This window comes from Streptomyces sp. ATexAB-D23 (assembly GCF_000373645.1).
GTDB lineage: Bacteria > Actinomycetota > Actinomycetes > Streptomycetales > Streptomycetaceae > Streptomyces > Streptomyces castrisilvae.
This window is the reverse complement of the sequence record NZ_KB892035.1, coordinates 77085-96521: the sequence shown is the minus strand read 5'-3', so window position 1 is coordinate 96521 and position 19437 is coordinate 77085. Positions and strand designations below refer to the sequence as shown.

Annotated in this window: 17 protein-coding genes and 1 pseudogene; 10 read left to right on the top strand and 8 right to left on the bottom strand. The window is 71.1% G+C overall.

What is annotated here, in order from left to right; genetic code table 11:
- Nucleotides 1-562: 562 nt before the first annotated feature.
- The 8 genes from B082_RS0125590 to B082_RS0125555 all read right to left on the bottom strand — a co-directional run bounded on the left by B082_RS0125590 (nt 563) and on the right by B082_RS0125555 (nt 10668).
- Nucleotides 563-2020 carry a catalase gene (locus tag B082_RS0125590; RefSeq protein WP_018554643.1) on the bottom strand — a complete coding sequence of 486 codons (1458 nt, stop codon included), beginning with the start codon at nt 2018-2020 and terminating at the stop codon, nt 563-565.
- A gap of 236 nt (nt 2021-2256) precedes the next feature.
- Nucleotides 2257-3156 (bottom strand): 2-hydroxy-3-oxopropionate reductase, encoded by a 900-nt coding sequence (locus B082_RS0125585; RefSeq protein WP_018554642.1) that lies wholly within the window; start codon nt 3154-3156, stop codon nt 2257-2259.
- A gap of 43 nt (nt 3157-3199) precedes the next feature.
- Nucleotides 3200-4039 (bottom strand): TIM barrel protein, encoded by an 840-nt coding sequence (locus B082_RS0125580; RefSeq protein WP_018554641.1) that lies wholly within the window; start codon nt 4037-4039, stop codon nt 3200-3202.
- 206 nt (nt 4040-4245) lie between these two features.
- A complete protein-coding gene (locus B082_RS0125575) occupies nt 4246-5688 on the bottom strand; it encodes a cellulose binding domain-containing protein (RefSeq protein WP_018554640.1) in 1443 nt (480 codons plus the stop codon).
- Nucleotides 5689-5729: 41 nt separating this feature from the next.
- On the bottom strand, nt 5730-7322 hold the full coding sequence (locus B082_RS0125570; RefSeq protein WP_018554639.1) for a beta-N-acetylhexosaminidase: 1593 nt from the start codon (nt 7320-7322) through the stop codon (nt 5730-5732).
- A 198-nt stretch (nt 7323-7520) separates the two neighbouring features.
- Nucleotides 7521-8363 carry a carbohydrate ABC transporter permease gene (locus B082_RS0125565; protein WP_018554638.1) on the bottom strand — a complete coding sequence of 281 codons (843 nt, stop codon included), beginning with the start codon at nt 8361-8363 and terminating at the stop codon, nt 7521-7523.
- Entirely contained in the window at nt 8360-9346 is a 987-nt protein-coding gene (locus B082_RS0125560) for a carbohydrate ABC transporter permease (protein ID WP_026250196.1), read from the bottom strand. Before B082_RS0125560 ends, B082_RS0125565 begins: the two co-directional genes overlap by 4 nt.
- Nucleotides 9347-9399: 53 nt before the next feature.
- A complete protein-coding gene (locus tag B082_RS0125555) occupies nt 9400-10668 on the bottom strand; it encodes an extracellular solute-binding protein (protein WP_026250195.1) in 1269 nt (422 codons plus the stop codon).
- Nucleotides 10669-10928: 260 nt separating this feature from the next.
- On the opposite strand from B082_RS0125555, the gene B082_RS0125550 reads away from it, so the two are divergent.
- From B082_RS0125550 to B082_RS0125505, 10 genes and pseudogenes are all read left to right on the top strand, one after another.
- Nucleotides 10929-11768, top strand: a complete 840-nt coding sequence (locus B082_RS0125550) for a GntR family transcriptional regulator (protein WP_018554635.1) — start codon at nt 10929-10931, stop codon at nt 11766-11768.
- Nucleotides 11769-11901: 133 nt separating this feature from the next.
- Entirely contained in the window at nt 11902-13077 is a 1176-nt protein-coding gene (locus B082_RS0125545) for a lactonase family protein (RefSeq protein ID WP_018554634.1), read from the top strand.
- A gap of 88 nt (nt 13078-13165) precedes the next feature.
- On the top strand, nt 13166-13405 hold the full coding sequence (locus B082_RS0125540) for a hypothetical protein (protein WP_018554633.1): 240 nt from the start codon (nt 13166-13168) through the stop codon (nt 13403-13405).
- Nucleotides 13402-13779, top strand: a complete 378-nt coding sequence (locus tag B082_RS0125535; RefSeq protein ID WP_018554632.1) for a helix-turn-helix domain-containing protein — start codon at nt 13402-13404, stop codon at nt 13777-13779. Before B082_RS0125540 ends, B082_RS0125535 begins: the two co-directional genes overlap by 4 nt.
- Before the next feature lie 176 nt (nt 13780-13955).
- Entirely contained in the window at nt 13956-14486 is a 531-nt protein-coding gene (gene uraD / locus B082_RS0125530; RefSeq protein ID WP_018554631.1) for a 2-oxo-4-hydroxy-4-carboxy-5-ureidoimidazoline decarboxylase, read from the top strand.
- Between the two features lie 56 nt (nt 14487-14542).
- Nucleotides 14543-14935, top strand: coding sequence for a hydroxyisourate hydrolase (gene uraH / locus B082_RS0125525; RefSeq protein WP_018554630.1), 393 nt, complete (start codon nt 14543-14545; stop codon nt 14933-14935).
- Nucleotides 14936-14942: 7 nt separating this feature from the next.
- On the top strand, nt 14943-15866 hold the full coding sequence (gene pucL, locus B082_RS0125520; RefSeq protein ID WP_018554629.1) for a factor-independent urate hydroxylase: 924 nt from the start codon (nt 14943-14945) through the stop codon (nt 15864-15866).
- A gap of 225 nt (nt 15867-16091) precedes the next feature.
- Nucleotides 16092-16265: pseudogene (locus B082_RS0125515) on the top strand (purine permease); the annotation flags it as partial.
- A 42-nt stretch (nt 16266-16307) separates the two neighbouring features.
- Complete coding sequence (locus B082_RS0125510; protein WP_026250194.1) at nt 16308-17705, top strand: 8-oxoguanine deaminase; 1398 nt, start codon at nt 16308-16310, stop codon at nt 17703-17705.
- Nucleotides 17706-17976: 271 nt separating this feature from the next.
- Entirely contained in the window at nt 17977-19419 is a 1443-nt protein-coding gene (locus tag B082_RS0125505; protein WP_051094690.1) for a nucleobase:cation symporter-2 family protein, read from the top strand.
- The last annotated feature ends 18 nt before the right edge of the window (nt 19420-19437 follow it).

Sequence of the window (19437 nt, the reverse complement as noted above, 5' to 3'; positions counted from 1 at the left end):
ATATCGCGAGGGCTGCGGATGAGCCTGCGTTCGGTCGAAGGCGTCGCCCGCACCCCGGGCCGACACGGCTACGGCAGGCCGGTCGGCCTTCTGGGCGGCCCGGCCGGCCTCGGTCACATCAGCGGTGCCCGAGGCAGGTACCGCGGGCATCCCCGCCTCATCGACAGCACGGTGAGTGCCGTATGGAGTATCGCGAGGTGTGTGCCGAGCTTGAACGTCCGCGTCGACGACAGGTTGGTTCCGCGAATGCGCTCCCCGGCCGCCACGTTGGCATAGGTCACCCGGGCGACGATCCGGGAGTTGGCCGTACAGACGCACAAAGAAGAAGGGCGCGGAGTACGGGACCGTATCCGTACTCCGCGCCCTGGCTCAGGGAAAAGAACAGGGACCGCGGCGGAGGCGCGAAGGGGGGCTGCACGGGCCTTCAGGTCTGGTGACCGGGCCGCCCTCCCGCGTACCACCGCACTGGCATCGCGCCACCGCCGCGGCCTCGTCCTGCCCGCGTCGCGCACAACCCCTCATCCGGGTGGACGCGTCGGCGCGGGCAGGGCTTGGGGGAGGGTCAGTCCTCGCGCAGGGCGCGGACCGCCTCCTCCACGCGCTTGCCGTATTCGGCGTCGGCCGCGTGGAAGTGTGCGAGGTTCTTCTCGATGACGTCGTCCCGGGTCACCTGGGACAGGCCGCCCGCGATGTTGGCGATCAGCCGGGCCTTCTCGTCGTCCGACATCAGCCGGTACAGCTCGCCCGCCTGGAAGAAGTCGTCGTCCTTGGTGTGGGCGGGCGCCTCGTGGGTGCCGGTCCAGCCCTGGACGGGGAGCGGGGCGGAGAGCGCGGTGTCCGTCTGGGCTGGGCCCGCGTACGAGTTGGGCTCGTAGTTCTTGTCGTGGCGCGAGCCGTAGCGGGTGGCGTGGAGCCCGTCGCGGCCGTAGTTGTCCGCGGTCGTCGCGCGCGGCGCGTTCACCGGGAGCTGGGTGTGGTTGATGCCCAGGCGGTAGCGCTGCGCGTCCGCGTAGGCGAACAGGCGTCCCTGGAGCATCTTGTCCGGGGACGGGCCGATGCCGGGCACGAAGTTGTTCGGGGAGAACGCGGCCTGCTCGACCTCGGCGAAGACGTTGTCCGGGTTGCGGTCCAGCACCAGCCGGCCCACCCGCTGGAGCGGGTAGTCCGTGTGCGGCCACACCTTCGTCACGTCGAACGGGTTGAAGCGGTAGTCCGCCGCCTCGGCGGCCGGCATGAGCTGCACGTACAGCGTCCAGGACGGGTTCATGCCGCGCTCGATGGCCTGGAGCAGGTCCGTCTGGTGCGAGCTGCCGTCCTTGCCGACGAGCTCGGCGGCCTGGTCGGCGGAGAGGGAGCGCACGCCCTGGTTCGTCTTGAAGTGGTACTTCACGAAGTACGCGTCGCCCTCGGCGTTCGTCCACTGGTAGGTGTGCGAGCCGTAGCCGTTCATGTGGCGGTACGAGGCGGGGATGCCCCGGTCACCCATCAGCCAGGTCACCTGGTGCGTGGCCTCGGGGGAGTTGGCCCAGAAGTCCCAGACGTTGTCCGGCTCCTGACGGCCCGTGAACGGGTCGCGCTTCTGCGAGTGGATGAAGTCGGGGAACTTGATCGGGTCCTTGATGAAGAAGACCGGGGTGTTGTTGCCGACGAGGTCGTAATTGCCGTCGTTCGTATAGAACTTGAGCGCGAAGCCGCGCGGGTCGCGCACCGCGTCCGCACCGCCGAGCGAGTCGGCGACCGTGGAGAAGCGCAGGAACGTCTCGGTGCGGCGGCCCAGCTCGGAGAGGAAGTCGGCGCGGGTGTACGCGGTGACGTCGTCGGTCACCTCGAAGTAGCCGTACGCGCCGGAGCCCCGGGCGTGCACCACGCGCTCCGGGATGCGCTCCCGGTTGAAGCGGGCCAGCTTCTCCAGGAGGTGGCCGTCCTGGAGGAGGATCGGTCCTCCGGCACCCGCGGTGGCGGAGTTCTGGTTGTCGGCGACCGGGGCGCCGGACTCGGTCGTAAGCACACGCTGCGTCATGGTGTCGGGGCGACCTTCCGTACGGGAGCTGCTGAACTGCGACGGCTCGGGGCTCCAGGAGCGTAGGTACGCTCCGAACCTGACGTCAACAGTTTGTTGAAATTCGTGGTGGGAGGGTGTTCCGGACGGTGCCGGCGCCTGGGCGCGACAGGACAGGTGTCAGCGACGGCACCGTCCGGAAGTCTGGGGGTGGAGAGGGGAGGGGGGAAGGGTGAGTGAGGGAGGGGCGGCCGGGGTCAGGCCTGGACGGGCTGACCCGACAGGCGCTCGACCGAGCGCAGCAGCGCCGAGTGGTCCAGGCCGCCGTCACCCTGCGCGCGCAGCGAGGCGACGAGCTGGGCGACCACACCGCCGACCGGCAGCGCGGCGCCGACGTTGCGGGCGGCGTCCGTCACGATGCCCATGTCCTTGTGGTGCAGGTCGATCCGGAAGCCCGGGGCGAAATCGCGGTTGAGGAAGTTGTCCTTCTTGCGGGTCAGGACCGTCGATCCGGCCAGGCCGCCGTTCAGGACGTCCAGCGCGGCGGTCAGGTCGACGCCGGACTTCTCCAGGAAGACCACGGCCTCGGCGCACGCCTGGATGTTCACCGCGACGATCAGCTGGTTGGCGGCCTTCACCGTCTGGCCGGAGCCGTGCGGGCCGCAGAGGACGATGGTCCTGCCGAGCGCTTCGAGCAGCGGCTTCGCCGCGTCGAAGTCGGCCCGCTCGCCGCCCACCATGATGGACAGCACGGCCTCGATCGCGCCGGCCTCGCCGCCGGAGACGGGGGCGTCCAGGACCCGGATGCCCTTCTCGGCGGCGTTCTTCGCGAGATCCACGGAGGTCTGCGGGGTGATCGAGGACATGTCGATCAGCAGCGCGCCGCGCCGCGCGTTCTCCAGGATGCCGGCGGGGCCGTACGCGATGGCCTCGACCTGCGGGGACGCGGGCACCATCGTGATGACCACGTCCGCGTCCCCGACCGCCTCGGCTATCGAGCCGGCGCCGGTGCCGCCGGCCGCGGCGAGCCGGTCGACCTTGTCCCGCTCCAGGGTGTAACCGGTGACGTCGTATCCGGCCTTGATCAGGTTCTCGGACATGGGCGAGCCCATGATGCCGAGACCGATCCACGCAACCTTGGGGAGGTTGTTGCTCATGAGGGTGCCTTCCGATCAGCGTGTACAGGGGCTCCTGGCGCCCTCAGTGGGCGGGCCGCGCGGCGGCCGGGAGCCAGTCGAAGGAGTCGGCGCTCGGGCGGTCGCCGGGCTTGTACTCCAGCCCGACCCAGCCCGCGTAGCCGGCCTTCGTCAGCTCGTCCAGGAGCTGCTCCAGGGGGAGTGAGCCGGTGCCGGGCGCGCCGCGGCCCGGGTTGTCGGCGATCTGGACGTGACCGGTCCTGTCGGCGTACGCGGCGATGACCCGGCTGAGGTCCTCGCCGTTCATCGACAGGTGGTACAGGTCCAGCAGGAACTTCGCGTTGCCCAGGCCCGTGGCGGCGTTGACCTGGTCCACGACCTCGATCCCGGCCGGTGCGCTCACCAGCGGGTAGCGCGGCGACTCCGGCGCGTTCAGGGTCTCGATCAGCAGTACCGCGCCGATCCGGTCGGCGGCGCGGGCGGCCAGGACCAGGTTCTCCAGGGCCAGTTCGTCCTGGGCGGCGGGGTCGACGCCGTCGATCCGGTTGCCGTAGAGCGCGTTGAGCGCCTTGCAGCCGACCGAGGCGGCGAAGCCGGCCGCCACCTCGATGTTGGCCCGGAAACGGTCCGACTCCGCGCCGGGCACGGAGAGCGCGCCGCGGTCGGGGCCGGGGAGCTGTCCGGCGTAGAAGTTCAGCCCCACCAGCTGGGTGCCGGCCTCGTCGAGCGCCTTCTTGAGGGCGTCGAGCTCGGCCTGCTGGGGGGTGGGGGTCTCGATCCAGGGCCACCACAGCTCGACCGCCGTGAAGCCGGCCGCGGCGGCTGCCGCGGGCCGCTCCAGGAGCGGGAGTTCCGTGAAGAGGATCGAGAGGTTCACATCGAAGCGCTGGTCCGGGTAGCCCATGAGGGTTTCGGCGCTCCTTCCGTATTGCGGAAGTTTGTTTCTGCTTAACGGAAGATTGCCTGGAGGGTGGCGGGGCTGTCAAGGGGGTGCCCGGAATTCGGCCCGGTCAGGAGGGCCCGCACGGGGGCTCCTGACCGGGCATGCGAAAGGCGGGGCGGAGGGCCCGTCGGCCGTCCGCCCCGCCTGTTCGCCCTGCCGCTACCGGGTCATCCGGCCGGAACCGTGTCCTGGAACGTCGTTCCCGCCGCGCGGTACGCGGCCACCTTCGCGTTCACCTGCGCCGGGGTGAGGACCTGGTCCTTCACGTGCAGGACGTAGTCCACCTGCTGGTCGTACGCGCGGGGCGTCGTGCTCGTCTGCCCGGCCAGGTCGATCAGCCACTGGTTGAAGTTGATCGACATGCCCCGCTCCGGCAGGTAGGCCTCCCCGTGCGTGCCGAACAGCCGGCCGTCGATGTAGTACGTGATGCTGCTGTTGTCGATGGTCACGACCAGGTCGTGCCAGCCGGCGTAGCTCTGCCGGGACTCGGTGTGCTCGTTGACGGCCTCCCAGGGGTCGGGCCGGTAGGTCTCCCACGAGGTCGTGTAGAGGATGTTGCCGCTCTCGCCCCAGCCGCCGTTGGGCAGGTACTCGAAGTCGTACTCGGCGTAGTCGTCCGCCATCGGCGCCTTGAGGTCGTTGATGGTGAAGAAGGTCTGGACGAGGTGGTCGCCGTCCGGGCCCGACTTCGGCGCGTCCTCGAACTTCACCCGCGCCGCGTAGGTGCCGTTGCGGAACTTCATGGACTGGGTCAGGATCTCGGTCTGCCTGGTCGACTCACCGCTGCCCGCCGTCGACGTCTCCAGGTTCATGATGGAGTTGCCGCCCTCCGTGGCGAACGTGACGTTCTCCGGCGCCCAGGTGGCACCCGGCACCCCCGGGCCACCGGAGTTGGAACGGACGCTCCAGCCGTGCGCGGCGATCTGCGGATCGGTGTGGCCGCTGTAGTTGAAGTCGTCGAAGAGCGTCGGCCCGTCCTCCGAAGGGTCGGTCGGATCGGTCGGGTCCGTGGGGTCGGTCGGATCGGTCGGGGTGTTGCCCTCGGGGGCCTCGCCCCAGACCGTGGCGCCGCCGAGCCGCGCGGTCACCTTCGACCAGTCGGCGTACGCGGTCGCGTCGGCGCCGAAGGAGTAGTCGTCGCTCTGCACCAGCGGCTGCCAGCTCGACCGGTGGAACCGCAGCTGCATGTCCCCGGTGTCGGCACCCGGTGCCAGCGAACCCGCGCCGGAGGTGAAGCCGATCTCCAGGTAGCGGTCGGCGGTGGCGGTCGGGGACGCGAGCGTGCCGAAGGTGCCGGTGATGTTGCCGCAGCCCTTCACCGCCCAGGAGCAGGCGAACCGGTAGGCGTCGCCCGCCGCCTCGCCCTTGAAGTAGTAGCGGACCTTGACGTCGCTGAGCTGGACGGACCCGGTGCCGGTGTTGCGCACCTTCAGCCAGGGTTCGCTCTGGTCGGCCGTGGCCCCGGACGCGCCGGTGCGGTACTGCACGGCCAGCGATCCGTCGGCGGCGCTCGCCGTCGTGGGGACGGCGGCCAAGGCCGTACAGCCGAGCGCCACGGTGACGGCAGCCGCGGCGGCGGCGCGTATCCGGCTCTTCGCGAGTGACTTCATCAGCCTGTTCCTTTCCGGAACGGTCGTGGGGGAGTGCCTCTTCACTGGGTTGGCGCTGTTCCTGGGGAAGCCGCGGTGAGCGGCCGGGGGTTCAGGGGCCGGTAGCGGACGCCGAGCGCGTCCAGCCGTGCCAGGTGGGGGCCGAGACGCGTGAGGAACCCGGGCCAGTCGGCGCGCGTGCCCGACCAGGCGCGGTCCGCGAGTGCGCACAGCCGGGGATACGTCCGGTACTCGATCCGGTCCGGAGTGCTCGCGTACTCGGTCCACAGCTGGGCCTGCGTGCCGAGGAGCCGGCCCGCGACGGCCCGGTCCCAGCCCTCGGCGAGCGACCGGTCGCCGTGGACCGCGCGCAGTCCGACCGGCGGGCCCGGCTGCGCGGGCGGCTCGCCGGGGTCGGCGGACTCGGCGTAGTCGAGGTAGGTGGCCCGGTAGTGCGCGGCGACCACCTGGTGGCCGCGCACAGCTGCGGTACGGGCGTGGGACGGGTCGCGCCAGGTCATCACGGTGAAGTCGAGGGGGAGTTCGGTGCCGGTCTCGGCCCAGCCGACCGGGGTGCGGCCCCGCTCGGTCACGAACGCCCCGATGCGGCCCATGAACCAGCCGTGCAGCGCCCGCGCGCCCGCCAGCCCCTCGGCGGCGGCCCGCCGCCGGGCTGCCGGGCTGTTCTCCCACTCGCTCGTCGGGCACTCGTCGCCCCCGACGTGGATGTACGGCGAGGGGAAGACGTCCATGACCTCTCCCAGCACCGTCCGGCAGAAGTCGAAGACCTCCTCGTGGACGCCGAGGACCGTGTCGCAGATGCCCCAGCGGGTCCACACGCCCAGCCGCCGCGACGGATCGTTGCCCAGCTCGGGATGGGCGGCGAGGGCCGCGCGAACATGGCCCGGCATCTCGATCTCCGGCACCACCCGCACCCCGCGCGCGCCCGCGTACCGGACGAGGTCCCGCAGTTCCTGCCGGGTGTACGCCCCCGAGTGCGGAACCCCGTCGAAGGTCTCGGGGACGCCGCCCGGGGGGCCCGCCATCGACTGGCTGCGGTGGCCGCCGATCCCGGTGAGCTTCGGGTAGGCGGCGACGGGCATCCGCCAGCCCTGGTCGTCGGTGAGGTGGAGGTGCAGTGTGTTGAGCTTGTGCAGCGCCATCAGGTCCACGTACCGGCGCAGGTAGGAGACCGGCTGGAAGTGCCGGGCGACGTCCAGCATGGTGCCCCGCCACGCGTGCGCCGGCACATCGCTGATCTCCACACAGGGCAGCGTCCACGGTCCGTTCCGCCGGCCCGCCCCGGACAGGGTTTCGGCGGGCAGGAGCTGGCGCAGCGTCTGGACCCCGCACAGCAGGCCGGCCGGGCGGGCGGCCCGCAGCAGCACCGTGTCCGGGCCGATGGTGAGCCCGTACCCCTCCTCGCCGAGGCCGCTCAGCTCCGGGTCCAGGGCCAGCACGATCCGGCCGGTGGCGGAGGGCGCCAGCGGCAGCCCGGTGGTGGGGGCGAGCAGGGTGCGCAGCAGGCCGGCCGCGCTCTCCGCGCCGGGGGAGGCGCGGATCGCGGTGTCCGGGGCGAAGGTGAAGCGGCCGGGGCGGGAGGAGACCTTGAGCGGCCGGGGGACGAGGGAGTGTTCGGGGCGGGGTTCGGGCATGCGGGGCCTCCGGGAGGGGAGCGGGGTCGTCGGTCAGGGCGTGTCCGGCGGATCGGGGTCGGGCAGGGCGCGGCGTCTGGTGCCTTGCATCGCACGGCGCCGGAGCGTCCTCATGGCGGAGCCATTCGGGCGTTTCGGTGACGCGGCGAGGCGCCGTGCCAGACGTCGCGGCCCCGGCTCCGATCCGCCGGACACGGCCTAACCCTTGACGGCGCCGGCCGCGAAGCCGGAGGTGACATGGCGCTGGAGCAGCAGGAAGACCACCAGCGCGGGCAGGGCGAACAGGGTGGAGGCGGCCATCGTGGCGCCCCAGTCGGTGCCGAAGGTGTTCTGGAAGGAGGACAGCCAGACCGGCAGGGTGCGGCTGTCCTGGTGCTTGATGATCAGGAAGTTGGCGTACGCGAACTCGTTCCAGGCGGTGATGAAGCCGAACAGCGAGGTGGCCATGAGCCCCGGCGCGAGCAGCGGCAGGGCCACCTTCCGGAAGGCGCCGGTCCTGGTGCACCCGTCGACCTGGGCCGCCTCCTCCAGCTCCGGCGGGATCGTCCCGATGAAGCCCCGCAGCACGATCACCGAGAACGGCAGGGTGACCATGAAGTAGACGAGGGTGAGCGTGGGCAGCCGGTCCAGCATGTCCGTGTCGCGGGAGATGATGTAGATCGGGATGATCAGCGACTCCCACGGCGCCATCTGCGCGATGAAGACCATCAGCATGAACTGCCGCCGGCCCTTCCAGCGGAGCCTGGCCACCGCGTACGCCGACGCCAGCGCGACGATCAGGGCGAGCAGGATCGAACTCACCGTCACCAGGATGCTGTTGCGCCAGAACAACCCGAACCCGTCGGCCTGCACGGCGGTACGGAAGTGGTCGAGTGTCCAGGTGCGCGGGAAGAGCCGCGGGTGCGTCGACTGGATGTCCCGGGACGGCTTGAACGCGGTGGAGATCATCCAGTAGACGGGGAACAGACAGACCAGGATGGTCAGTACGGCGGCGGCGTTCAGCGGAATCCGCCGCCTGCGCGCGGTACGGGCACGGCTCATCGGATCTCGTCCTCCTGGCGGAGCATCTGGCGGAAGTAGAGGACGAGCACCCCGGACATCAGGACCACGGTGACCATCGAGGCGGCCGATCCCAGGTCGTAGCGCTGGCCGGCGAGCGCGGTCTGCACCGCGTACACGGGCAGGATCGTGGTCGCGTCACCCGGGCCGCCGCGGGTCATCACCCAGATCTGGACGAACGCCTTGAACGTCCAGATCACCTCCAGTGAGAACACCAGCAGGAAGATCGGCCGGAGCACCGGGAGGGTCACCGAGCGGAAGATCCGGGCGGCGCTCGCCCCGTCCAGCCGCGCCGACTCGTACAACTCGGCCGGGACGGTGGTCAGCGCGGAGTAGACCGTGACCGCCGCGAACGGCACCGACTGCCAGACGACCAGCAGCACCAGGATGGCGAAGGCCGCGGTGCCGTGCGCGAACCAGGGGTAGCGGTCGAAGGAGGAGAAGCCGGCCCCGGTCAGCAGATGGTTGACGATGCCGAATTCGGAGTGGAACAGCCACTGGAAGACCGTGGTGGCCGCGATCACCGGCATGGCCCAGGCCAGCACCAGCGAACTGAGCACCATCGTGCGGCCGAACCGGCCCAGACGCTCGGTCATCAGGGCGACCAGCGTCGCGATCACCATGATCAGGACGACATTGACCGCCATGAACAGGAAGGTGCGCCGGACCACCTCCCAGAACCGCGGATCGGACAGCAACGTGCGGTAGTTGCGCAGTCCGACGAACTCGGCGTCGCCCGTGATCAGCTGGCGCAGCCGGAAGTCCTGGAGCGAGATCAGCACCGCCCGCAGCAGCGGATACAGCAGCAGGTAGAGCATCCCGCCCACCGCCGGGGCGATCAGGGCGTACGGCCACACGCCGCGCGGTTCCCCGGACCGCCGCCGGCGGGGCGGCGGCCCGGATGTGCCGGGTGCGGCCCGGCGCAGGGGACTGGGGGGTGCGGTCCGTTCCCGGATGACCGACACGGCACGCCTCCTCTCGATGGTTCGGACGGTCGGGCGGGGCTGGGGCCCGCGGGTCAGGAGCCGGTCTTCATGGCCCGGGTGATGTCGGCGGACGCCTTGGCGGCCTCCTTCGCCGGGTCGCCGCCGGTCAGGACCGCGGTCATGTAGTCCTTCATCGGGTTCTCCGCCTCGACCGCGGCCCAGCTCGGTGTGTTGGGCGTGGCGTGGCCGTTCGCGGCGCCCACCGCCATCGCGGCGGCGCCCGGGTCACCGGCCACGGCGGAGGCGAGCGAGGTCCGGTTCGGCACGTAGCTCATGGCGACGGCGAGCTTCTTCTGCCAGGCGTCACCGGTGAGTTCCTTGATGAAGGTGAGCGCGGCCTCCTGCTTGCCGGACGCGGTGGGGATCACCAGGTCGGAACCTCCGGTGAAGACGGCACCCGGGGTGTCCGCGGTCTTGCCGGGGATCGGGAAGAAGCCGAGTTTCCCCTTCAGCTCCGGGTTCTTCTCGATGACGACGTTGGCGCCGCCCGGGGTGGAGATGACCTGGGCGACCTTGCCCTGGGCCATCACGTCGGCCTGCGGCGGGTCGGCCTCGTCGGCGTCCTTGGGGCCCTTGCCGAGCGCCTGGAGCTTTTCGTAGAACTCCATTCCGCGCAGCGCCTCGGGGGTGTCCAGGGCGCCCTTCCAGACGCCGCCGGACTCGGTGGCGAGGTCGCCGCCCTCGTCCCAGACGAACCCGGCCAGGGCGTACCACGTCTGGCCGGGCAGGTAGATGCCCTGGGTGCCGCCCTTGTCGAGCTTCTCGGTCGCGGCGATCCACTGGTCGCGGGTTCTGAGCGCCTTCGCGTCGATGCCGGCCTTCTCGAACAGGTCGGTGCGGTAGATGACCACCCGGTTGGCCGCGTAGTACGGGATGCCGTACTGCCTGCCCTCGTACGCCCCCGGCTCGGCGAGCCCCGGCAGCCAGTCCTTGCCGTTCAGCTCCTCGACCTTGTCGCTGAGGTCGACGAGCCCGCCGCTCTGCGCGAACTGGGCGACCTGGGTGTTGCCGCTCTCGATGACGTCCGGCGCGTCGTTGCTGGCGAGCGCGGCGGTGATCTTCTCACCGATGCCGTCCCACTCCTGGATCTGGACCCGGACCCGGATGCCGGGGTGCGCCTTCTCGAAGCCCTTCACGAACTCCTTCTGGAACTGCGCCGAAACGCTGTCGCGCATCAGCCAGACATCGATGTTCGTCCGGCCGTCGGCGGATTTCCCGGCCGAGTCGTCAAAGGAGCCACAGGCACTGAGCAGGGTGGCCATCACGAGCGCGGACCCACCGGCAAGCAAGCGGTACTTCACGGTTCACCTCTGGGGAACAGGACCTGACCACCTGACCAGTGAAGGCCGCTGGACAGCTCACCTCTTGTTGGTGGATGAAGGTGGCATAGACCAATGGGACCGTCAACCCCCTTGGTTACGAGGGTTTTTGGCGATCTTCGCGAAAATCGACCCAGGGGGTTTGGCTCAGCACGAGCTACAATCCACTTGACCAGTGGTCCGGTCGGGCGGGCTGGTCCAGCAAGTGGTAAAGGAAGTACGCCGTCAGGAGGGGGCAGCACATGGACGCCGACGCATCGGGGACGGTGCTCAAACGGGAGCGGGCCCGGGACGCCGTTCTGGAGCTGATCGAGTCGCGGCGGCCGGGCGACGCCATCCCGTCGGAGCGGTCCCTGTGCGCCACCCTCGGCGTGTCCCGCCCCACCCTGCGCGCCGCGGTGGACGAGCTGGTCGCCGCCGGGCTCCTGGTGCGCGAACACGGCCGGGGCATGTTCGTCGCACCCGAGAAGATCACCCAGGAGCTGATCTCGGCCGACCTCGCCCTGTCCGTGCCGCAGGCGGCCGGGGCCTGGTCGAGCCGGCTGCTGGAGTTCACCACCCTCCAGGCCGGCGCCCGCGTCGGCCGCAAGCTGCGCATGTCACCGGCGGCCGACATCGTGTACGTGGCCCGGCTGCGGCTGGTTGACGGCGCCCCGATGGCCATCGAGCACCTGCACATCCGGGCCGAACTCGTACCCGGCCTGTCCGCCGGCGAGCTGGAGAACGGCGACCTGTACGAGCACCTGCGCGAGCGCCACGACGTGCACGTCCACGAAGCGGTCCAGGCGATCGAGCCGACCGTGGTGACCCGCGCCGAGGCCGGGCTGCTGGACGTGCCGGAGCTGTCCCCGGCCCTGCTCTTCGAACGGCTGACCTCGGACACCACCGGCCGACCCGTCGAGTACGTGCACTCGCTCTACCGGGGCGACCGCTACCGGATCGTCTCCCGGCTGGCACTCGGCCCGGCCGCCGCCGTGCGGCCCGTCGAGGGCGGCCACCACCCGGGCATCCCGCCGGGGGACTTCGCCCGGGGCGAGCCGATCACCTCCTCCACACGCGGCGACATCCAGTCCGGTGACTGAGGCCCGGCCGCCGGCACCCGAGGCGCCCGGCGTTGCGCCCTGCGCAATGACCGGTGCGCCTCTTGCGGTGGCCCCGGCGTAGCGCCACTGTGGCTGACACATCCGAAGCGACCGACCCCACGAGGTGCCTCGCATGACATCCCCCACCAGCCGCCGCACCCTGCTCGGAGCACTCCTGGCGGGCGGTGCCCTGGCCGCCGCCCCCACGCTCCCGCGCACCGCCCGCCACCGCCCCGGCCGCCCGCCGCACCCCGCACACCCCGCCGCCCGCGGCACCGGCACCCTGTTCCTCGGCACCTACACCTCCACCAGCCCCGGCGGCACCGGCATCGGCGTTGCCGTGTACGACCGGAGCGCCGGGAGCATCACCGCCCGCACCGTCGTCACCGGCGTCGAGAACCCCTCCTACCTGGCGCTCCACCCCACGGGCGGCACGCTCTACGCCGTGGACGAGCAGCAGAACGGCGGCGTCACCGCGGTCGCCCTCGCCGACGACGGCACCTTCGAGGTCCTCGGCACCCGGGACACCGGCGGCGCCGGACCCTGCCACCTCTCGGTCCACCCGGGCGGCCGCTGGCTCTTCAGCGCCAACTACACCTCCGGCAGCGTCGCCGTGCACCCCCTGGCCGCCGACGGATCGGTGGCGGAGCGCACGGACCTGGTCGCCCACGGCTCACCCGCGCCCGGACCCGGCCAGGACGGGCCGCACGCCCACCAGATCATCACCGCCCCCGACGGCGGCCACGTCCTGGCCGTCGACCTCGGCACCGACACGGTCTACACCTACCGGCTGGACGAGACGGACGGCACCCTGGAACAGCTCTCGTACGCGGCGCTGCGCCGCGGAGCCGGCCCCCGCCACCTGACCTTCCACCCGGACGGCCGCCACGCGTACCTGGCCTGCGAGCTCGACAACACCGCCGTCGTCTGCGGCTACGACCCCGCCACCGGCACCCTCACCCCGGGCGACCCGCAGTCCACCGGAACGGGCGGGGGCACCAGCTACCCCGCCCAGTTCCTCGTCACCGCCGACGGCCGCTTCGCCTACCTCGCCAACCGGGGACACAACAGCATCACCCGGTACGCGACCGAGGACGGCGGGGCCGCGCTGCGTCTGATCGACACCGTCCCCGTGGGCGGCGACTTCCCCCGGCACACCGCGTTCTCCCCGGACGGGAGCCTGCTCTTCGCGGCCAACCAGAAGTCCGGCACGGTCACCGCCTTCCGCGTCGACGCGGCCACCGGGGCCCTGGAGCCGGTCGGCACCGCGTACGACGCCCCGGCCGCGGTCTGCGTGCTGCCCCTGTAGGGCGCCGCCGCCGGGGCGTTAGGGTCGTGGCCGAGCCGCGGGTCGTCCCGGCGGTGGAACGCATCAGGGAGGCACAGTGCGCTTGAGGGTGGAGTTCACCACGGAGCCCTTCGATCTCGACGAGGCGCCCGCGCACGCGGTCGTCGCGCGCGAGGTCATCCAGGCGGCCGAGCTGGACGCCGTGGACGTCGGCCCGTTCGGCAACACGGCGGAGGGTGGCGCCGACGAGGTGCTCACCGCGGTGGACAGTCTGCTGCGCCAGGCGCTGGCATCGGGTGCCACCCGGGTCTCGCTCCAGGTCAACGTCATCGGAGAGGACCCGAGGTGACCGGGCCGGTGGACCACCCCCTCGTCGCGGCGGTGAAGCCGCTCGCGGACGCCATGGGCGCCGAACTGCTGGGCCCGGGGGACGCGCGCGCCGACGACGTCGTGCTGGCCTGGGAGGGCGAGGACGTCGTGGCGGTCCGGCTGCCCCAGCTCTCGGAGTCGCTGGACCACATCCTGGCCGCGATGGAGCGCCGGCACGGGATGCCGCTCGCCGAGCTGGACCGCAAGACCAAACAGGAGGCGGTCCGGCTCCTGGAGGCACGCGGTGCCTTCTCCGTACGGCACGGCGTCGAGACGGTGGCGGGGGCCCTGGGGGTCTCCCGGTTCACCGTCTACAACTACCTGAACAGGGAAAACGGCACCAAGGGGGCGTAGTTGGGTGCCCACACGCGGGCGGGCCGCGCATGACCGATCGGGCCGCCGTCCGGATCACCGGACGGCGGCCCTCTGCGTGAACGGAATTTCAACAAACTGTTGACGCCGTGTGGCGGAGGGCGTTAGCTATCCGCAGCCCGACCAACGCACAGCGAGGAACAGCCACGGAGGCTCCCGTGACTTCGAGCTCCACGCCGGGCCTCGCCCGGTTCAACACCCTGGCGGACGACGCGGCTGCCGCCGCACTGCACGAGGTCTGTGCCAGTGCGGCATGGGGACGAGCGATCCTCTCCCACCGCCCGTACGCCACCACCGAAGCCCTGCTCTCCGCGAGCGACACCGCCACGGCGGCCCTCGGCACGGAGGACCTGGCCGAGGCCATGGCCGGTCACCCGCCGATCGGCCGCCCGAAGCCCGGGGACCCGACCTCCTCCCGCGAACAGCGGGGGATGGCCGGCGCCACCGAGGAGCTCAAGGCCGAGATGCTCGAACTCAACCTGGCCTACCAGGAGCGGTTCGGACATGTCTTCCTGATCTGCGCCACCGGCGCCACCGCTGAACAGATGCGCGACGCGGTGAAGTCCCGGATCGGGAACTCGCCCGAGCGGGAGCGCGGACACGTGCGCACCGAACTGGGCAGGATCAACCGCATCCGCCTCACCCGCCTCGTCACGGAAGACGCCTGGGCCGTGTCCGGCGGATCATGACCGGGGTCCCGGCTCTGTTCCGCCGGACACGACCTGACAGAAGGAGAGGGAAGGCCTTGAGCACCTTCGCCACCGCATCGGTGTCCACCCACATCCTGGACACCAGCATCGGCCGCCCCGCCGCGGACGTCGCCGTCTCGCTCGCCGCCCGCTCGGGCGGCGAAGCGGACTGGGTGACGCTCGGTGGCTCCGCGACCGATGCGGACGGGCGCTGCAAGGACCTGCCGGCCCTGCCGGAAGGCACCACCCACGTACGGCTCGACTTCGAGACCGAGCCGTACTTCACCGCCAAGAAGCAAGCCGAGGCGCAGCAGGACGCCCCCCGCGTAAGGGACAGCGGCGCGTTCTTCCCGGAGGTGGCGATCACATTCGCCGTCACCCCGGGCGAGCACTACCACGTACCGCTGCTGCTCAACCCGTTCGGCTACTCCGTATACCGAGGGAGCTAGCAGACACATGCCCACGATTCTCGGCCAGAACCAGTACGGCAAAGCGGAGAACCGCGTCGTCAGGGTGACGCGGGACGGCGACACCCACCACATCAAGGACCTGAACGTCTCGGTCGCCCTGTCCGGCGAGATGGAAGACGTCCACTACTCCGGTTCCAACGCGCACGTGCTGCCCACGGACACCACCAAGAACACGGTGTTCGCCTTCGCCAAGGAGCACGGCATCGAATCCGCCGAGCAGTTCGGCATCCACCTCGCCCGTCACTTCGTGACCTCGCAGGAGCCGATCAAGCGGGCGCGCATCCGGATCGAGGAGTACGCCTGGGACCGCATCGCCACCTCCGACGCGAACTCCCGGTTCATCGGGTCCGACGAGGTCAACCACTCCTTCGTGCGCAGGAACCAGGAGATCCGCACCGCCCAGATCACCTTCGACGGTGAGAAGTGGCAGGTCGTCTCCGGCCTCAAGGACCTCACCGTGCTGAACTCGACCAACTCCGAGTTCTGGGGCTACGTCAAGGACAAGTACACGACGCTCAAGGAGGCGTACGACCGCATCCTGGCCACCGACGTCTCCGCCCGCTGGCGCTACAACTGGACCAGCGACGAGCAGCGGATGCCGAACTGGGAGAAGTCCTACGAGCAGGCGCGCAAGCACATGCTCCACGCCTTCGCCGAGACCTACTCCCTCTCGCTCCAGCAGACGCTGTACCAGATGGGTTCGCGCATCATCAACAGCCGCAGTGAGATCGACGAGATCCGCTTCTCGCTCCCGAACAACCACCACTTCCTCGTCGACCTGGAGCCGTTCGGCCTCAAGAACGACAATGAGGTCTACTTCGCGGCCGACCGTCCGTACGGGCTCATCGAGGGCACCGTGCTCCGGGACGGCGTCGAGCCGCAGATCCCGGTCGACATGACCAACCTCTGACGCGACGCCGGGCCGGTGCCCGCCCGCTCACAGCGGCAGGGCACCGGCCGGGCCGGAGGGACCCCTCATGGCACAGCCGGCATCCCGCCCCGCGGAAGCAGAAGGCCCCCCTGTCCCACCCCGACGGAGCGTGCCGTCGCCCCGGCGGGCGCGGCCCCGCTGGTCCTCCGCCGCTTCCCGGCGCTCGGCGCGGTCGTCCCGCTCATTCCCCGGACGTACCCGGCCGCCGGCACCGTCCCGCTCGCCGCGCCCGGCGTCCACGCGGACTTTCCGTCCTGGGCCCGGACGGTCCTGGGCTCCGGCATCAGTGCGGGAGCGCTCGTCGCCGTCCTGCTCAACCTGTTCTTCCACCATCTCGGCACCCACGGCCGCACCGCCGTGGCACTCAAATCCTCCTAGGGTCCTGCCGTGCCCACACCGCAGATGAGAGAAGGAAGCACCATGGCAGCACCGGCAGCCCCCGACCGGGTGGAACGCATCGTCATCGAGAACTGTTCGATCGCGACCGTGGACGCCGCCGACACCGAGTACGCCTCGGGACACGTCGTCGTCGCGGGCAACCGCATCGAGTCCGTCGGGGCCGGCCGGGCACCCGAGGGCCTGGAGAACGTCGTACGCCGGATCGACGGCACCGGCCACCTCGCCACGCCCGGCCTGATCAACACCCACCACCACTTCTACCAGTGGATCACCCGGGGTCTGGCGACCGACCACAACCTCTTCGACTGGCTGGTCGCGCTGTACCCGACGTGGGCGCGCATCGACGAGCCGATGGCCCGCGCCGCCGCGCAGGGCTCGCTCGCCATGATGGCCCTCGGCGGGGTCACCACCGCGATGGACCACCACTACGTCTACCCGCGGGGCTCCGGCGACCTGTCGGGCGCCATCATCGGCGCCGCCCGCGACCTGGGCGTACGGTTCACCCTCGCGCGCGGCTCCATGGACCGCAGCGAGAAGGACGGCGGGCTGCCGCCGGACTTCGCGGTGGAGACCCTGGAAGGCGCGCTCGCCGCCACCGAGGCGACCGTCGACACGTACCACGACGCCTCCTTCGACGCGATGACCCAGATCGCCGTCGCGCCCTGCTCGCCGTTCTCCGTATCGACCGAACTCATGCGCCAGGGCGCCGAACTGGCCCGCCGCAAGGGGGTGCGGCTGCACACGCACGGCTCGGAGACCGTGGAGGAGGAGAAGTTCTGCCACGAACTGTTCGGGATGGGCCCCACCGACTACTTCGAGTCGACCGGCTGGCTCGGTGACGACGTGTGGATGGCGCACTGCGTCCACATGAACGACTCCGACATCGCCGCCTTCGCCCGCACCGGCACCGGCGTCGCCCACTGCCCCTCGTCCAACGCCCGCCTCGCCGCCGGGACCGCCCGCGTCCCGGACATGCTCGCCGCCGGCGTCCCGGTCGGCCTCGGCGTCGACGGCACCGCGTCCAACGAGTCCGGCGAACTCCACACCGAACTGCGCAACGCCCTCCTCATCAACCGCCTCGGCCCGCACCGCGAACGCGCCCTGAACGCCCGTCAGGCCCTGCGCCTGGGCACCTACGGCGGCGCCCAGGTACTCGGCCGGGCCGCGCAGACCGGCTCCCTGGAGCCCGGCAAGCTCGCCGACCTGGTGCTCTGGAAGCTGGACACCCTCGCCCACGCCTCCATCGCCGACCCGGTCATCGCGCTCGTCTTCGGCGCCGCCGCCCCGGTCACCCTCTCGCTGGCCGACGGCAAGCCGGTGGTCGAGTCCGGCCGCCTGGTCAACGGGGACGAGGACGCCATCGCCCGCGCCACCCGCGACGAGGCCCGCCGCCTCGCCCGGATCGCCGCCGGGGCCTGACGCCCGGCGGCCCCCCGATACCGGCCGGACGAGGGGGACGGCCCTCAGCCGGCCGCCGCGGACCCGAGCGGGGTCCGCGGCAACCGGTACGGGAGGCGCTGCCCAGACGCACGCGCCTCCCGTACCGGCGAACAAAGCTGCCGCACCAGCTGCACGACCTGCCCCATCCGCATCACCGCATCACCCGCGGCCCGGTCCGGCGGACCGGCCCCGGTACCACCTCCCTGACACCCACGTCACCGCAGACGTGTACCCGACCGGAGGAACCGCTGTGGCAGCCACGCCCAGGTTTCGCAACGACGCATGTGCGACCGCCAACCCCGACGGCGAGCCGGTGACGGCCCCGTCCGACCGGAAGCATCCGGTCGACGAAACGCTTCCCCCACTGAGGATGTTCACCAGCGGCCTCCAGCACGTGGCCGCGATGTACGCGGGCGTGGTGGCCCCGCCCATGATCGTGGGGCCCGCCGTGGGCCTCACCCCGAAGGAGACCGCCTTCCTGATGGGGGCGAGCCTGTTCACCGCGGGCATAGCCACCCTGCTCCAGACGATCGGCTTCTGGCGCATAGGCGCCCGGCTGCCGTTCGTCAACGGCGTCTCGTTCGCCGGGGTGACCCCGATGGTGGCGATAGGCAAGGACCGGGGGCACGACGGCATCGCCGTCATCTTCGGCGCGATCATCGTCGCGAGCCTGCTCGGCTTCGTCCTCGCCCCCTACTTCTGCAAGCTGGTCCGGTTCTTCCCGCCCGTCGTCACCGGCACCGTCATCACCCTGATCGGTGTCTCGCTGCTACCGGTCGCCTTCAACTGGTCCCAGGGCGGCAACTCCGCCGCCCACGACTACGGCTCCACCACCAACATCACGATGGCGGCGGTCACCCTGGTCATCGTGCTGGCCCTGCGCAAGCTCCTGCGCGGCTTCCTCCAGCAGATCGCGATCCTGCTCGGACTCGTCGCCGGCACCCTCATCGCCATCCCCACCGGCATCACGGACTTCGGTGCCATCGGGGATGCCGACGTGGTCGGCTTCCCCACCCCGTTCCACTTCGGAGCGCCGCAGTTCGAGATCGCCGCGATCGTCTCGATGTCCATCGTGATGCTGGTCTGCATGACCGAGTCCACGGCGGACATGCTGGCCCTCGGTAAGATCGTCGACCGCCCGGCCGACGAGCGGACCATCGAGGGCGGCCTGCGCGCCGACACCCTCGGCAGCGCCGTCAGCCCCCTGTTCAACGGCTTCATGTGCAGCGCCTTCGCCCAGAACATCGGGCTGGTCGCCATGACCAAGGTCCGCAGCCGCTTCGTCGTCGCCGCGGGCGGCGGCATCCTCGTCCTGCTCGGCCTGGTCCCGGTGGCCGCGTCCGTCATCGCGCTGGTCCCGCTGCCCGTGCTCGGCGGTGCGGGCATCGTGCTGTTCGGCTCGGTCGCCGCCAGCGGTATCCAGACCCTGGCCGGCGCCGCCCTGGAGAAGGGCGAGAACGCGCTGATCGTCGCCGCGGCCGTCGGCGTCGGACTGATACCGATCGCGGCGCCGGACTTCTACCACGCCTTCCCGAAGGACCTCCTGGTCGTCCTGGACTCGGGGATCTCGACCGGCTGCGTGGTGGCGATCGTCCTGAACCTCGCCTTCAACCACCTGGGCCGCGGGCCGGAGGCAGGGACCGCGCCCGGCGGCCACGACCCGGCCGGGGCGGTGGAGGCGGCCGCCCACTGACGGACCGCCCACTGACGG